Genomic DNA, 15,647 nt, shown 5'->3' with positions numbered 1-15,647 from the left:
CTCCCTTTCCTGGGGAGAGGGCCGGGGTGAGGGAATTTCACCCGTTTATCTCGCTACTACCGCCCCCGCGCCGTTAAAGACTCCTCAAGCTCCCGATAAGACTCGACAAGCTTATCCAGCGTCGCACGATTCAACCCGCTAGGGTTCGGTAAAATCCACACCTCGGTATCGCCAATGGTGATGTTCTGCCTCCCCCACTTCGCACCGCGCTGGCTAAACGCCTGCTCAAAAGCCTGCTTGCCCAGCACGGCAAGCGTCATCGGCTGATAGTCCTGCATCTTCGTCACCAGCTCGCGCCCGCCGGCACGCAGCTCGTGCAGTCCCACCTCGCTGGCCTGAACCGTAGGGCGCTCAACAAGCATGGTGATCCCACAGCGAGTATCAAGCAGATGTCGCTCTTCTTCCGGCTTAAGCAGGCGTTCGGTAAAACCGGCAAGATGAATCGTCTTCCAGAATCGATTGCCGGGATGCGCAAAATGGAAGCCGGTATGCGCCGAAGACTTGCCGGGATTGATGCCGCAAAACACCACGCGCAGCCCAGGTTGAAGGATATCGCTAATCATGACATTTCCCGTCGTTATAAATCTTAAAGTAAGTATAAGAGATTGATTAGGCGTTGTTTATAAAACCAGCACATATAACGTATATGCTGGATTGCAGCCCGAAGTTCCATTATAATCCTGCGCCACGGCCCCTTAGCTCAGTGGTTAGAGCAGGCGACTCATAATCGCTTGGTCGCTGGTTCAAGTCCAGCAGGGGCCACCAAATTTTAGCTTTAAAATCATATGATTAAGCCACTTCTAACGAAGTGGCTTTTTTATTGCGTCATTTTTGAGTGGCGAACAATTGGCTACAACCTCGTAGGGTGGATAAGCGCCATCCACCACTTGGCCCTCCCCAATCAACCCCGTATCGCCGCTTCGATAGCGGCAACGTCAATTTTCTTCATCGACATCATCGCACCGAACGCGCGCGTGGCGGTATCGCCGCCCGTGGCGAGGGCGTCGGTCAGCACGCGCGGGGTAATTTGCCAGCTGACGCCCCATTTATCTTTGCACCAGCCGCATTCGCTTTCCTGGCCGCCGTTGTCGACGATGGCGTTCCAGTAGCGGTCCGTTTCCTGCTGGTCGTCGGTGGCTATCTGAAACGAAAAGGCTTCGCTGTGTTTGAAATGCGGCCCGCCGTTGAGGCCGATACAGGCTACGCCCACGACGGTAAATTCAACAACGATAGTGTCGCCAGCCTTGCCGTCCGGATAATCGCCGGGCGCAGGAATAACGGCCCCCACGCTGCTGTCCGGAAAGGTCGCGGCGTAGAAACGAGCGGCCTCTTCCGCATCGCGATCGTACCAAATACAGATAGTGTTTTTAGCCATAGCTTAGCCTGCCTGTTGTCATGATTGCCGGGCATTGCGCCCGATGTGTTTTGCCAACGATAAGTATGAACCGGATCAGGGGCGAGCAGCGGGAAGAGCCACGTTCTGTGGCCTGTATCGCTTAAGTCAGGAAAGTTTATGCAAGCGAGCAGGCAGCGGCGGCCGATCGATATTCGGAATTGTGATTTCTTACGCTATACTTACGCGCAAATTTCGGCACCATCGACTCATTTCAGCAGCAGGTAAATATTAATGGATTATCCAGTAAGCTTCAGATGGAAGAGAGCACATGAAGAATATTTAAGGGATAACAAAGTTTACCTGGAGTTTCCGGGTAGAAAGAAAGCCGTTTATAAAAAGCGGAATTTATTGCTGTTAAAAAAAGGCACTAAAATCACTTTTAAAAGCGATGTATTTGCCGAACTTTATTCCTGTATGCCGCACGCAAGCTTTTGTACTTCTGGCGCGTTCTCTTATTCCTGTAGCAGGCTTGCCAATAATGTCAGAATCGGTCGCTACTGTAGCATCGCGGCGGGCGTAACCTTGATGGGTTCGCAGCACCCGGTTACCCGTTTCACCACCAGCCCCGTAACCTATAACAAAGCGTTCCAGGAAATAGCCAGAGCCGAGTTTGGCCGCGAGCTGGGCCTGCTGGAGTACGACAATACCCTGCCCCCGCCGACAATCGGCAACGACGTGTGGATTGGTGGCAATGCGGTAATCAAAGGTGGGATTATGATTGGCGACGGAGCCATTATTGCCGCCAATTCGGTGGTGACTAACCATGTACCTCCCTATGCCATTGTAGGCGGCGTACCCGCCAGGATAATAAAGTATCGCTTTAGCGAAGAACAAATTAACGCGCTTTTAGCCATCAAGTGGTGGGATTATAACTTCGTCGATCTGCCGCCCTTTAGTACGGCGACTGACATCGAGCAGTTCATTACTACAATGAAAGCCAAAATAGCGAATAACGAAATTGAGAAATTCGACTTTAATAAAATCAATATCGCTCGCGGATTAGCTGCGCTATAAACCTGCACGGTAATAATGAGCCACTCATCGACAAGTGGCTCATCAAATTCAACTTAACCTAAATCTTCCCCGTTGCTGGCAATCACTTTTTTATACCAGCCGAAGGATTTTTTGCGGCTGCGCTTCAGGGTTCCGTTCCCTTCGTTGTCTTTATCGACGTAAATCAGGCCGTAGCGCTTTTTCATTTCGCCGGTTCCTGCGGAAACCAGGTCGATGCATCCCCACGGCGTATAGCCCATCAGGTCCACGCCGTCCTCGACCACCGCTTTTTTCATCTCGGCGATGTGGTTGGCCATATAGTCGATGCGGTACTGGTCGTCCACCGAGCCGTCCGCCTGCGCCACGTCGATTGCGCCGAAGCCATTTTCGACGATAAACAGCGGCAGCTGATAGTGGTCCCAGAACCAGTTCAGCGAATAGCGCAGGCCGACCGGGTCAATCTGCCAGCCCCAGTCAGACTTCTGCACATACGGGTTAGAGACAAGGCTCGTGGATTCATCGTAGTCGAGCTGCGGGTTATCGTCCGTCGCTTTGGTTGCGAACGACATGTAGTAGCTAAAGCCGATGTAGTCCACGCGGCCCTGCTCGAGCGCGGCCAGGTCCGCATCGGTGATATCCAGCTCAAAGCCACGGCGTTTGAAGTAGTTCAGCAGATGCTGCGGATACCTACCGCGCACGTGCACGTCGGTGAACCAGTAGCGGCGGTGCATGGCGTTCATCGCCATCATCATATCGTTTGGCGCACAGGTCAGCGGGTAGATCGGGCACATGGCGATCATGCAGCCAATTTGCAGATCGGGGTTGATCTCGCGCGCCGCACGTACCGCCAGGGCGCTTGCCACCAGCTCGTAGTGCGAGGCCTGGAACATCACCGGCTCGCGGTCTTCGCCCGGCTCATACTTCAGCCCGGAGTTGGTAAACGGCGCGAAATCCTCGTGGAAGTTAGCCTGGTTATTGATCTCGTTAAAGGTCATCCAGTACTTCACCTTGTGCTGATAGCGGGTAAACACCACTTTGGCAAAGCGCACGAAGAAGTCGATAAGCCTGCGGTTACGCCAGCCGCCGTACTCGGTCACCAGGTGATAAGGCATCTCAAAGTGCGACAGGGTGATGACCGGCTCAATGCCGTGCTTCCGGCACTCGTCAAACAGGTCGTCATAGAACCGCAGGCCCGCCTCGTTCGGCTCCTGCTCGTCGCCCAGCGGGAAGATACGTGTCCAGGCTATGGAAGTGCGGAAGCATTTGAAGCCCATCTCGGCGAACAGCGCGATGTCTTCTTTATAGCGGTGATAAAAGTCGATAGCCTCATGGTTGGGGTAGTTTTTTCCCGGCAGTACGCCGTCGGTAATCTCACGCGGCACGCCGTGCGCCCCGGCGGTCATCACGTCAGCAACGCTTATCCCCTTGCCGCCCTCTTTCCAGCCGCCTTCCAGCTGATGCGCCGCCACCGCGCCGCCCCACAGAAATCCTTCTTTAAATCCGGACATATCTCTTTCCCTCAATGAGAGGCCGCCGGTCTGCGGCCGATATTGCTGATTGAAATTAGATTCATCATGCCGGGATACGCCCTGATTTGGTTTTTTGACGCAAATTTTTTCGGAAAGTGTGATCGACATTCACAATAAACGCCGCCGCCATCGCGAGTTAACAACCCCCGCCCATTTTGTTATCCTCGAACACGAAAAAATGTTGCCCTTGCGCTTAAAAACCATAAAAAACAATCAATAAGGAAAGCCTGTGAACGCCGATAACGAGATGTTTAACAAAGAGATTGCCTGGTCCTGCCGCCATATGGTTCGCACGCTTAAGCAGGTTCAGGCGCTTCCAGATTTAAGCCACGTGCGTCTGGCCTGCAACATGCATCTCGATCTCAAAATGATTCCGCTGGTGGAAGGCCTGCTGAAAAAGAACGCCAGCATCTTTTTGACCACCTGCAACCCGACAACCGTGCAGGACGACGTCGTGGCGTACCTGGTCGCGGCGGGAGCCGAAGCCTGCGCGTGGCGTAATATGAGCGACGCGGACTGGCGCAACTCATGGGAAAAAGCCATCGCCTGGCGCCCGACGCACCTTTGCGAAATGGGCGCGGACATCACCACCCTACTGCACCAGCGCGGCGAGTTTGGCGACGTTGTGGCCTGCCTTGAGGCAACGGGTTCCGGCGTTAATCGCCTTGCGGATCTGCGTCCCGGCTACCCTATTTTCAACTGGGACGATCTGCCGGTAAAAGAAGGTCTGCACAACCGTCATATGGTCGGGCTGACCGCCTGGCAAACCTTCTTCCAGACCACACACCTGACGCTGCACGAAAAGAAAGTGCTGGTGATTGGCTACGGCCTTGTAGGCCAGGGCGTTGCCGCCGCGGCAAAAGCCTACGGCGGGCAGGTGATGGTTGCGGAGCTGGACCCGGCGCGTCGCCTGCAGGCCGCGTACGACGGCTGGCACGTGGTTGATATTCACGAGGCGATTGCCAGCGCAGACGTTGTCGCCACCGCTACCGGCGCGAAGAAGGTCGTCAGCGCCGCCGTGCTGGATAAAGCAAAAGACGGCGTTTTCGTGCTGAACGTCGGCCACGTGGCGGAAGAGATCGACTGCGGCTACCTCCAGCAGTTCCCGACGGAAGAGGTGATGCCCTTTATCAACGCCTATCGGCTCAACGGCAAAACGCTCTACCTGATGGCCAACGGCTCAATGCTGAACCTGACCGCAGGCTTCGGCGACAGCCTGAACGCCTTTGACGTGACGCTTGCGGTAATGGCAAGCGGGATAAAACACATCGTCACTGAAGGTCAGAATGCCGAAAAAGCGGTCTACCTGCTGCCAAAATCCGTCTGGGAACAGGCGCTGTAAATAAGCTTGATATCATCGACAAAGCCACTTCACGGAAGTGGCTTTTTTATGGGCAAAAATCGGCTTACCCCGCTGCCTGAACGGTATTGAACGGCGGTTTTGCAAACCACACCAGCGCGGTTAAAAAGAGAAACACAAATGCCGAAAGCGAGAAGATTTCGTTGGCCGAAATCAGCAGAGCCTGCTGGGTGATCTGCTGGTTTATGTAATCCAGCGTCTGCGACAGGCTAAAGCCGTGCTCGCTAAAGCCGGTCAGATAGCGGTCGTAATTCGGATTCGCATTGTTAATCTGCTCGGCAAGCTGGCTGTGGTGCAGCGAGGCGCGGCGGCTCCACAGCGTCATGGTCAGCGAGGTGCCAATCGAGCCAGACAGCGTGCGGAAGAAATTGCTCAGGCTGGTCGCGCTGGCGAACCTGTCGGCGGAAAGCCCGGCGAGCGAAATCGTGGTGAGAGGCAGGAAGAAGCACGCCACCGCAAATCCCTGTATCAGCTGAGGGAGAACGACGTCGCTAAAGTCCATGCTCACCGTGAAGGTCACCGAGCGCCAGTAGTAGCAAAGGAAATAGACCATAAAGCTAAAGGTCACCAGCATCCGCATATCCAGCTTATTGCCGTAGCGGCCGATAAGCGGCGCAATAATTAACGGCATCAGGCCAATCGGCGCATAGGCAATCCCCGCCCAAATCGAGTTATAGCCCAACACCTCCTGCAGCAGCTGCGGCATCAGCACGATCGCCCCGGAATAGATCAGATAGGCGGAAACGATGCACAGAATGCCGATGCTAAAGTTGCGCGATCTGAACAGGCTGAAATCGATGATAGGGTTGTCGTTCGTGCACTCGTGGATCACCAGCACCACCAGCGCGACCGCCGCGATTACCGCCAGCACAATAATGGTCGTGGAATTGAACCAGTCGAGATCTTTGCCCTTATCGAGCATGATTTGCAGCGATCCCACGCCCAGCACCAGCAGGCTCAGGCCCAGCGGATTAAGCGTTACGCGCTGCGTCGGCGTTTCCCTTCCCTTGAGCAAACTTCCGCACAGCGCGATAACCAATATGCCCATCGGCACGTTGATAAAGAAGATCCAGCCCCAGTGATAGTTGTCGCAGATATAGCCGCCCAGAATCGGGCCAAAAATGGGCGCGACGATAACGGTCATCGACCAGATCGCCAGCGCGAAGGTGCGCTTTTCCGGCGGGTAGTTGCGCAGCAGCAGGCTCTGCGAAAGCGGGATCAGCGGTCCCGCCACCAGCCCCTGCATCACGCGAAAGGCGATAAGCATCGGCAGGCTGGTCGAAAGCCCGCAGCACAGGGAGGCGATAAAAAACAGCAGCACCGACAGCAGAAAAAGCCGCAGCTCGCCCATCCGCAGCGCCAGCCTGCCGGTAATCGGAATGGCGATGGCGTTGGCGACGCCGAAGGACGTAATGACCCACGTGCCCTCATCCGTTGAGGCCCCCAGATAGCCGGAGATCGTGGGGATCGCAACGTTTGAAATGGTCGAGTCCAGCATCTGCATAAACGTCGCCATTGCCAGCGCCAGGGTAACGAAAATCAGCATCCCGCCCTTCAGGGGCGGAAGATTTTGCGCACGGGTGCTCATGGCTGCGGCCCGTTGCGGGCGATGATTTCGGCTATCAGATCGTCAGCTGGCTGAGTATCAATCACCAGCGCGTCGCTTTGCAGAGCCGGTTTCTGCACGACCGTTGTCGGCAGCGCGCCCGCGGGCTGCTGCGGATTGTTATCCAGCATGACCGTCGCCGTGACCGACAGCCCGATCCGCAGCGGATGTTGCCGCACCGTTTCGGGATCGAGGCTGATACGCACCGGCACGCGCTGGATGACTTTGATCCAGTTCCCCGACGCGTTTTGCGCGGGGAGCAAAGAAAACGCCCCGCCCGTTCCCATATTCACGCCCAGCACCTTGCCGCGATAAACCACATCGCTGCCGTACAGGTCGCTCACCACGCTAACCGGCTGGCCGATGCGCACCGCGTCGAGCTGGGTTTCTTTAAAGTTGGCGTTTATCCACATCTGGTTTTCGGGCACCACCGACATCAGCATTTGCCCGGGGGATATCGTCTGCCCGACCTGAACACCGCGCTGCGCGATATAGCCTGAAACCGGGCTGCGAATGTCCGTACGCTGTAGGGTCAGCCAGGCTTCACGCAGCGCTTCGGCGGCCTGACGCACCTGCGGCTGCTCGGCGAGCGGGGTATCCAGCAGCAGCGCCTGGGTGGCCTTATACTGCTGGGTCGCCGCGTCCAGCGCCGCTTCGCTGCCGTTCATGGTATCGCGGGCATGCTCCAGCGCCTCTTTTGCCACCAGGCCCTGGCGGGCAAGCTGGTTCTGGCGGTGAAAGTCGTCGCTGGCCTGGCGATACTTAATGCTGCTCTGGCGGACGTTGGCCTCATTCTGGGCGTTCTGTAGCGCAAGCTGGCGCAGCTGGCGGACGGTATAGGCGAGGTTGCTCTGCGCCTTTTCCAACGCCTGCCGCGCATCGGTTTTATCCAGCACCACCAGCACGTCGCCCTGCCTGACGCGTTCGGTATCGGTATGGTTGATGGTCACCACGCTGCCGCTGATTTGCGACGTAACGGGGTTTACGTTCCCGGCAACGTAGGCGTCGTCGGTGCTTTGCCGGTCGTGCAGCTCGTAATACCACCAGGCGGCCACGCCGAGGATGAGGATAAATATTGCCGCTGCCACCGCGGCCCATATCCATCTACGATTGTTCTGATGAGGTTGTACGCGTAAATCTTCCACTGTTTTCTCTCTGGTTTTAACCAGCTTGCCGGGGGAAATGGCAATGCCATATTTATGGGCGAAAGAATAAATAGTTATTCAGTTTTTAACAGAAGACTCCGCTGAGATATTCGAATGAAGATTCCTACGCGTGTCATCCATTAAAAATGACGTCATGTTAAAAAATTGCGACAAAATAAAGAGAGCGCCTAAATTAATAAACATATCGCTAACACTCGACTGCGGCACATTTATCCATTTAGTAAATATTTAAGAAATTACCGAGAGGCTTATGCTAATATTTTAATGTCCTCTGGCTCGTCCTTTAATAACCATAATCTTGCAGCCACCCTGCGCTGGCATCGCTATTTCTTTTTACATTGGGATCTTTTACGCAATGAACGCGATAATCGTTGACGATCACCCCCTGGCGCGCATCGCCATTCGTAACCTGCTTGATACAAACGGCATTACCGTCATCAGCGAACTCGACAGCGGAGAGCGCGCCGTACAGACCGTTGAAACACACAAGCCAGACCTGCTGATTATCGATGTGGATATCCCCGGCATCAGCGGTATCGAAGTGCTGGAACAGCTGCGCAAGCGGCATTTCGCGGGCATCATCATTATCATTTCAGCCAAAAATGAACTGTTCTACGGCAAGCGCAGCGCGGAAAGCGGCGCTCATGGATTCGTCAGCAAAAAAGAAGGGATGAACAATATTCTTGCCGCCATTGAAGCGGCCAAAAATGGCTACAGCTATTTCCCGTTCTCTCTCGAACGTTATAGCGGCGCGGTGCTCACCGAACAGGATAAGCTCGATAGCCTCTCCAGCCAGGAAATGAAAGTATTACGCTATATTCTTAGCGGCATCGATTACACCACCATCGCCAGCAAAATGAATATCAGTAATAAAACCGTCAGCACCTATAAAAGTCGCCTGATGGAAAAACTCGACTGCTCATCATTAATGGAACTTTATGACTACGCGCAAAGAAACAAAATAGGATAAGGCAATGCGAGTTCGATTATTACTCTCGGTTATTATTCTGTTTAGCTTAAGCTTTTTTGCGGCCGCCAGCCCAGCGCGGCAAATCGATCTTAAAAGCAATAATCATTCGGCGGTGCAGGATATTCGCCTGAACAACGAAGAGATGCGCTGGCTGGTCAATAAAAATAGCCTCGTCGTCGGCACCTGGCTGCCGGAAATTTCCCCCATCGTTTATGAAAGCAGCGGGGAGGATTATCAGGGGGTCAACGCCGACTATTTGGCGCTCATGCAGCGCAGCCTCAATATTAAGATCGTTATCAAACAGTACGCTAGCGAACAGGAAGCGCTGACCGCGCTGGCGAATAACGACGTCGACACGCTGCTCACCCAGCTATCCCACGAGCAGAAGACCGGCGAACACCAGCTGCAAACCTCCGCGCTGATAAAAACCTGGCCCACGCTTGTCACCACGCTGAAAAACACCATGCTGCCGTTGAAAAGCAACAAGGTCGTCACCTTCGCCTGCGTGCGCGACTGCGCCTTCCTGGACGTGATCCACGGCGCTTTTCCGAACGCGAAAATCAGCCTCTTCGAAAACGAATACCAGGCGATGTCGTCCGTCATGTCCGGCGACAATCAGTACTTCATCGGCAATAACATCACCACCAGCCACTGCATCTCAAAGTACTTTTCCCAGTCGCTGGTCATCACGCACTATTTTGACAAGCAGGAACAGTACAACTACTTCGTCACCAGCCGGGACAAGCCGCTGCTGCGCAATATTCTCGACCGCTTTATCACCTCGATAGGCGACGAGCTGCATATGCAAATCATGCAGCACTGGCTCAATCGCGGGAATCTTTCCTACCTGAACACGCCGCTGGCGTTTAGCAGCGCGGAGAAACAGTGGCTGAAGAGGCACCGTAAAATTCGGGTGCTGTTCAATCCGTACTATCCGCCCTTTACGCTTGCCGACCATGACGGCGAGCTGCGCGGCATCATGGGCGACCTGCTCAACATCATCGCGCTGCAAACGGGCCTCGAGTTCGAGCCGGTGCTGGTCAACTCCAACCGGGAGATGATAGGCAAAATGACGCGCGGCGAATGGGACATGATCCCCGCCGCGACAATCAGCCCCGAGCGGCAGGCGCTGATATCGTTCAGCGACCCGGTGATGAACGTCTCGTTCGTGATTGTCAGCGCCTACAGGGAGCCCGCCGCCGCCCTGCTGGCGAAGCCCTTGCGCATCGCCCTGCCCGCGCGGCATACCCTGATGCACGACCTGAAACTCCGCTACCCGCAGGCCACCTGGGTTGAGGCGGATAACGCCAGCGTGGCGATGAACATGGTCAAAGACGGCAAGGTGGACGCGGCGATCACCACCGAGCTGTCGGCCAGATACATGATTGACCATTACTACCCGCAAAATATGTATTTCTCGCGGCTGCCGGATATGCCCGTCGCCTCGATTAGCTTTGCGATGTCGCGCAACGAACCCGAATTTCAGTCCATCCTCAACAAGGCGCTGCGGGCCATTCCGCCGCGCGAGGTGCTGCAAATGACGGAGCGGTGGTCGAAGATTTCCAACGTGCAGATCGATACCTGGAATCTCTACAGCAAGCAGTTCTACCAGCTGGTGATCTTCGCGCTGGTGCTTATCGTCATCAGCCTGGGCTGGGGGCTTTCGCTGTCGCGCGAGGTGCGTAAAAGAAAGCAGTCGCAGCGCGAGCTTGAAGAGCAGCTGCAGCTTAAGGAGTCGCTGTCCCGCGAGCTGGAGGCCGAAAAAGACAAGGCGATTCAGGCGACGAAGGCCAAAAGCCGCTTCCTTGCCAGCATGAGCCACGAGCTGCGCACTCCGGTCAGCTCCATCGTGGGCTTTTTAGAGCTGCTGTCGAATCCCGATCTCAGCCCGGCCCAGCGCAACGAGGCGATTGCCCACGCGGGCTGCACGGCGCAGTCCCTCCTTGGCCTTATCGGTAAAATCCTCGACGTCGATAAAATTGAGTCGGGAAAATATCAAATTACCCGCCAGTGGACCGACGTAGCCCAGCTGATAAATATCCAATGCCACTCGTTCGACGCGCTGGCGCGGCAAAAGGGCATCGAGCTGCGCTGCATCAGCAACCTTGCGGCCACCGACCGGGTGATGGTCGACCCGCAGGCCATGCGGCAGATCCTCACCAACCTGGTCGGCAACGCGCTGAAGTTCACCGAGCAGGGGCACATTCAGGTTTCGGCCCAGCTCACCCCGGACGGCGACAAGCACGGCACGCTTGTCGTGGCGGTCAGCGATACCGGCTGCGGCATTAGCGAAGAAGAGCAGGCCATCCTGTTCCACCGCTACGCCCAGGCGCGGCAGGGGCGTAATAAAATGGGCTCCGGCCTGGGGCTGGTTATCTGTAAAGAGCTGGTGACGCTGATGGGCGGCACGCTGGTGATGAACAGCCGCCAGGGGCTGGGCACCACGTTCACGCTCACCCTGTCGGTTGAAACCGCGCGGCAAACCCTGACAACGGCGCGCAACGCGCCGAACGCCCCGTCGTCGCTGCCGCGCCTGTCGATTTTGATTGCCGACGACCACCCGACCAACCGCCTGCTGCTTAAACGCCAGCTGAGCACCATCGGCTACAGCGTGGACGAGGCGTGCGACGGCGAAGAGGCGGAGGCCAAAATCGCCTCCAGGCATTACGATCTGCTGATCACCGATCTCAACATGCCCAAAAAAGATGGCCTGGCGCTGGCCGCCTCGCTGCGCGGCCGCTATCCGCAGCTGCAAATCTGGGGGCTGACCGCCAGCGCGCTCGCTGAATCCCGCGCCCAGTGCCTGCGAAGCGGCATGAACCTGTGCCTGTTTAAGCCGGTATCGATCCAGACGCTGAGCCACGAGCTGAGCAAGCTGGACGGCGACCGCACGTCGCCCTGCCCAACCCATCATTTAAAGCTGAGCATGCTGACTGAAAACACCGGGGGGGATCGGGCGCTGATAAACGAGATCCTCCAAACCTTCCGCGAGGCTTCCGCCTGTGATTTACAGGCCGCCAAATGCGCTATCGAGCAGGATGAACCGCAGGCATTTCTGCGCGCCCTGCATCGTCTGCACGGCTCGGCACAAATTCTGGAAATCTCCGCGCTACAGGCGCTGTGCCTGCCCTTTGAATCGCGGCGGCACGATGATTTACCGCTGGAGATACGCCACGAGGCGCTGGAGAAAATTACCGCAGTGATGCGGGAAATCGAAGTCGAGATCGACGGCCTTATCAGCCATTGATCCGTCTGGCCGGGCTATAGCGCCCGGCCAGCCAGAGCACGTCCCTGTGCGACTGCCTGAAACACTGACTATGAAGGTGCTTAGTTACCCGCGACCAGCATTTCGCTGTCCAGCACGATGCCGTCTTCGGCACCTTTCAGCACCAGGTTAGCCTCATAGTATTTGCCGGAATCCAGCATTTTCTGTGCCTGAGCCACGGCCTTGCGGGTCTGGTTGAGCGGCATAAGATACTGATTTTCAATGACGCCGATGCCAGCGAGGCGAAGCGTATCGACCGCGCCCTTTTGATCGCCCTTAGCCAGTTTCTCATTAGCCGATTTAATGGCACTCTCTTTAGCGGGGGTGGCAACATAGTCCTCGGACAGCGCAACCGTCGCGTTAATAATCACGTACTTATCGTCAATCATCTTCGCTTTGGCGTCGGTTTTCACAAACTTCGCCCAGTCGGCGCTGTCATCTGCCAGCAGGCTTGCCGCATCGTCGGTTAATTTTTTAGCGCTTTCCGGCTGGCCGTGGAACAGCGCCAGCCGGGCAAACTGAATATCGCGCATCGCGTTCGCACCCTGCACCGCCACCTGCATCACGTCAGCAGCTTCTTTCTGGATTTGCGCCGTTGTCGCCGCAGCCGGGGCAGAAGCCTGCGCTGCCATTACCGGTGTCGCCGCCATCATGGTTGCCACTAAACTCGCCAGAATAATCTTTTTCATTATTTTCTCCTTCATAAAATGGGTAAACATCACCAAACGCCGCCAGCATAAAAAATAAAGCAGGCAAAAAGAATCAGAGCGCTGAATCAATATTGAAAGCGCAGTCCTACATCTGTCGGCCAGCTGACACGCGTAGGACGCGGATGATAAAAGCGGGCAGCCACTCTTATTTACCCAAATAGCCAAGCGGCTCTACCATCTCACTCGTTAACTCTTCATCAATAATAGATTCGCGATGAGCGGGGATTTTATGTTTATATTTAATCAATACGGCCTTCGGGCATTAAATGAAAGCGCATTGCTGCATTATAGAAAGCATGCCTTGGTCATGGCGATTCTGCTGTTTATTTGCGGCGTCTGCTGTCTTATTTATCCTTTCTTTGCGGCAATGTACCTCAGCTATCTCACCGGCATGCTGTTTATGATGTGCGGTTTTTATACCTTGTATAGCCTGCTGGTATTTCGCAAACAAAACTGGAAATCCATTTTTGCCGCCGTGCTGTTCGCCGTGGCGTGGTTGTTGCTGGGCTTGCTGTTTATCGTTAACCCCATCGCCGGGATGAATTCGCTGGCGATTCTTTTTTGCTGCTTGTTTATCGTCGGCGGGGTGTCGCGCATCCTCAGCGGCTTTAGCACCATCGGCATGCCGGGCTACGGCTGGAACATTTTCATCGGCATTCTCGACCTGCTGATTGCCGGGCTGTGGATCGGCATGAACCCCGAACAGTCGTATTTATTCACTACCGCATTTATCGGCGTGGAGATGATCTTCAGCGCCATGAGCTTCCTCTCTTTACGTAAAGTCCTGAAGCCTTCCCGGCCTCTTAAACAGGCAATCTAAACAACTGGAGAATATTATGAACATTAAAAAAGCCGTCGCGCTGATTATCGCAAGCGTTGCAGTTGGCGCATCAATTAATACCGCTTTCGCCTTACAGGAAACTACGCCGCAAAATATGACCTGTCAGGAGTTTATCGATATGAACCCGAGAACCATGACGCCGATTGCCTTTTGGGTGGTGAATAAAAACACCGATTTTAAAGGCGGCGACTACGTTGACTGGCATGAGGTTGAAACCGTGTCCGTCCCGCAAATGGTTAAAGAGTGCCACCAGAATCCAAAAGCGAAACTGGGCGAACTGGCGTTAAGCAAATAATAAAAGCTAAACCACACGGCCCCTTAGCGTTATCAATTTATAAATAATCAAGGATTAACTATGACTATGCTCATTCAGCCCGCTGAAAATGAAAACGACGATGTATACGCATCCGTTGAATTATCCAAATCGCTGCCAAAAACAAAATTCCCGCAGCGGGAAAGCAACCCGCGCAACGTATTTCACGCCATCCACGACGAGCTGATGCTGGACGGCAACTCCCGTCAGAATATGGCGACCTTCTGCCAGACCTGGGTGGACGACGAGATCCGCCAGCTGATGGATCTGTCCATCGATAAGAACATGATTGATAAGGATGAATACCCGCAAACAGCCGAAATAGAACAGCGCTGCGTGACCATGCTCGCCGACCTGTGGCATTCCCCGACCCCGACCGAAACGCTGGGCTGCTCTACCATCGGCTCATCCGAGGCCGCGATGCTGGGCGGCCTGGCGCTGAAATGGCGCTGGCGCAAACGCCGCGAGCAGGCGGGCCTGTCTACCGATAAGCCTAACTTGGTCTGCGGCCCGGTGCAGATTTGCTGGCACAAATTCGCCCGCTATTTTGACGTCGAGCTGCGCGAAATCCCCCTCGAAGGCGACCGCCTGATGATGACCCCGGAAGAAGTGCTCAAGTACGTTGATGAGAACACCATCGGCGTGGTGCCTACGCTCGGCATCACCTTCACCTGCCTGTACGAGCCGGTCGCCGCCATCCACGACGCGCTTGACGATTTGTGCCAGCGCACCGGCCTCGACGTTCCCATGCACGTCGACGGCGCCAGCGGCGGCTTCCTCGCGCCGTTCTGCGCGCCGGATCTGATGTGGGATTTTCGCCTGCCGCGCGTGAAATCGATCAATGCCTCCGGCCATAAGTTCGGGCTTGCGCCGCTGGGCGCGGGCTGGGTGGTATGGCGTGAGAAAGAGGATCTGCCGGAAGATCTTATCTTCAACGTTAATTATCTCGGCGGGAATATGCCGACCTTTGCGCTGAACTTCTCGCGCCCCGGCGGGCAAATCGTTGCCCAGTATTACAACTTCCTGCGCCTCGGCCATGAAGGCTACCGCAAGATCCACGACGCCTGCTACGCCACCGCACAGTATCTGGCAAAAGAGATTGCGGCGATCGGTCCGTTTGACATCATCTTCGACGGCAACAGCCACAACGGCATCCCGGCGCTAACCTGGACATTAAAGGCCGACCGCCAGCACGACGGCTACACCCTGTACGACCTGGCCGACCGGCTGCGCAGCCGCGGCTGGCAGGTGCCCGCCTATTCCATGCCGACCCATCGCGAAGATCTGGTGGTGCAGCGCATTCTGGTGCGCCACGGCATGAGCAACGATCTGGCCGAGCTGCTTATTGCCGACCTGAAACGCACGCTCGAGGCGCTTGAGAAGAATCCCGTCACCCAGCCGCTGACCGCAGCGGAAGCCGGCGGCTTTAACCACGCCTAATCCCCCTAAAACACCTTAACCGGGAGCCCTGGCAACAGGGCTCTCGCCATGAATACGC

13 protein-coding genes and 1 tRNA gene are annotated in these 15,647 nt (G+C 55.7%); 8 read left to right on the top strand and 6 right to left on the bottom strand.

Annotated elements, in window-relative coordinates; all coding sequences use genetic code 11:
- Positions 1-56: 56 nt before the first annotated feature.
- Positions 57-563 (bottom strand): G/U mismatch-specific DNA glycosylase, encoded by a 507-nt coding sequence (gene mug / locus ACSPHG_RS03370; protein ID WP_435952128.1) that lies wholly within the window; start codon positions 561-563, stop codon positions 57-59.
- Positions 564-689: 126 nt separating this feature from the next.
- On the opposite strand from mug, the gene ACSPHG_RS03365 reads away from it, so the two are divergent.
- Positions 690-765, top strand: a tRNA-Ile gene (locus tag ACSPHG_RS03365).
- 136 nt (positions 766-901) lie between these two features.
- Here ACSPHG_RS03365 and ACSPHG_RS03360 read toward each other — a convergent pair.
- Positions 902-1,375: a VOC family protein gene (locus ACSPHG_RS03360; protein ID WP_435952127.1), complete on the bottom strand. Its 474-nt coding sequence runs from the start codon at positions 1,373-1,375 to the stop codon at positions 902-904.
- Between the two features lie 252 nt (positions 1,376-1,627).
- On the opposite strand from ACSPHG_RS03360, the gene ACSPHG_RS03355 reads away from it, so the two are divergent.
- The gene (locus tag ACSPHG_RS03355) at positions 1,628-2,410 is read left to right on the top strand and encodes a CatB-related O-acetyltransferase (RefSeq protein WP_435952126.1); all 783 of its coding nucleotides are present in this window, start codon (positions 1,628-1,630) and stop codon (positions 2,408-2,410) included.
- A 53-nt stretch (positions 2,411-2,463) separates the two neighbouring features.
- Here ACSPHG_RS03355 and ACSPHG_RS03350 read toward each other — a convergent pair whose 3' ends face one another.
- On the bottom strand, positions 2,464-3,897 hold the full coding sequence (locus ACSPHG_RS03350; RefSeq protein ID WP_435952125.1) for a 6-phospho-beta-glucosidase: 1,434 nt from the start codon (positions 3,895-3,897) through the stop codon (positions 2,464-2,466).
- 268 nt (positions 3,898-4,165) lie between these two features.
- On the opposite strand from ACSPHG_RS03350, the gene ACSPHG_RS03345 reads away from it, so the two are divergent.
- Positions 4,166-5,260, top strand: a complete 1,095-nt coding sequence (locus ACSPHG_RS03345) for an adenosylhomocysteinase (protein ID WP_435955929.1) — start codon at positions 4,166-4,168, stop codon at positions 5,258-5,260.
- 64 nt (positions 5,261-5,324) lie between these two features.
- Here ACSPHG_RS03345 and ACSPHG_RS03340 read toward each other — a convergent pair whose 3' ends face one another.
- Both ACSPHG_RS03340 and ACSPHG_RS03335 read right to left on the bottom strand, forming a co-directional pair.
- On the bottom strand, positions 5,325-6,866 hold the full coding sequence (locus tag ACSPHG_RS03340; protein ID WP_435952124.1) for a DHA2 family efflux MFS transporter permease subunit: 1,542 nt from the start codon (positions 6,864-6,866) through the stop codon (positions 5,325-5,327).
- Positions 6,863-8,029, bottom strand: a complete 1,167-nt coding sequence (locus tag ACSPHG_RS03335; protein WP_435952123.1) for an EmrA/EmrK family multidrug efflux transporter periplasmic adaptor subunit — start codon at positions 8,027-8,029, stop codon at positions 6,863-6,865. Before ACSPHG_RS03335 ends, ACSPHG_RS03340 begins: the two co-directional genes overlap by 4 nt.
- Positions 8,030-8,405: 376 nt before the next feature.
- Between ACSPHG_RS03335 and evgA the strand changes: the two genes are divergently transcribed.
- A complete protein-coding gene (gene evgA, locus ACSPHG_RS03330; protein ID WP_435952121.1) occupies positions 8,406-9,020 on the top strand; it encodes an acid-sensing system DNA-binding response regulator EvgA in 615 nt (204 codons plus the stop codon).
- A gap of 4 nt (positions 9,021-9,024) precedes the next feature.
- Positions 9,025-12,267 (top strand): transporter substrate-binding domain-containing protein, encoded by a 3,243-nt coding sequence (locus ACSPHG_RS03325; RefSeq protein WP_435952119.1) that lies wholly within the window; start codon positions 9,025-9,027, stop codon positions 12,265-12,267.
- Positions 12,268-12,347: 80 nt separating this feature from the next.
- Here the strand turns inward: ACSPHG_RS03325 and ACSPHG_RS03320 are convergent, their stop codons facing one another.
- Positions 12,348-12,974: a YfdX family protein gene (locus ACSPHG_RS03320; RefSeq protein WP_435952117.1), complete on the bottom strand. Its 627-nt coding sequence runs from the start codon at positions 12,972-12,974 to the stop codon at positions 12,348-12,350.
- A 250-nt stretch (positions 12,975-13,224) separates the two neighbouring features.
- On the opposite strand from ACSPHG_RS03320, the gene ACSPHG_RS03315 reads away from it, so the two are divergent.
- From ACSPHG_RS03315 to gad, 3 genes are all read left to right on the top strand, one after another.
- Positions 13,225-13,815: an HdeD family acid-resistance protein gene (locus ACSPHG_RS03315; RefSeq protein ID WP_435952115.1), complete on the top strand. Its 591-nt coding sequence runs from the start codon at positions 13,225-13,227 to the stop codon at positions 13,813-13,815.
- 16 nt (positions 13,816-13,831) lie between these two features.
- Positions 13,832-14,131: an acid-activated periplasmic chaperone HdeB gene (gene hdeB / locus ACSPHG_RS03310; RefSeq protein ID WP_435952114.1), complete on the top strand. Its 300-nt coding sequence runs from the start codon at positions 13,832-13,834 to the stop codon at positions 14,129-14,131.
- Between the two features lie 66 nt (positions 14,132-14,197).
- The gene (gene gad, locus ACSPHG_RS03305; RefSeq protein ID WP_435955928.1) at positions 14,198-15,589 is read left to right on the top strand and encodes a glutamate decarboxylase; all 1,392 of its coding nucleotides are present in this window, start codon (positions 14,198-14,200) and stop codon (positions 15,587-15,589) included.
- Positions 15,590-15,647: the final 58 nt, after the last annotated feature.

This window comes from Dryocola baronae (assembly GCF_051297175.1).
In the GTDB taxonomy this organism is placed as follows: Bacteria; Pseudomonadota; Gammaproteobacteria; order Enterobacterales; family Enterobacteriaceae; genus Dryocola.
The sequence above is the reverse complement of the archived record's forward strand: the minus strand, read 5'-3'. Positions and strand labels throughout refer to the sequence as shown.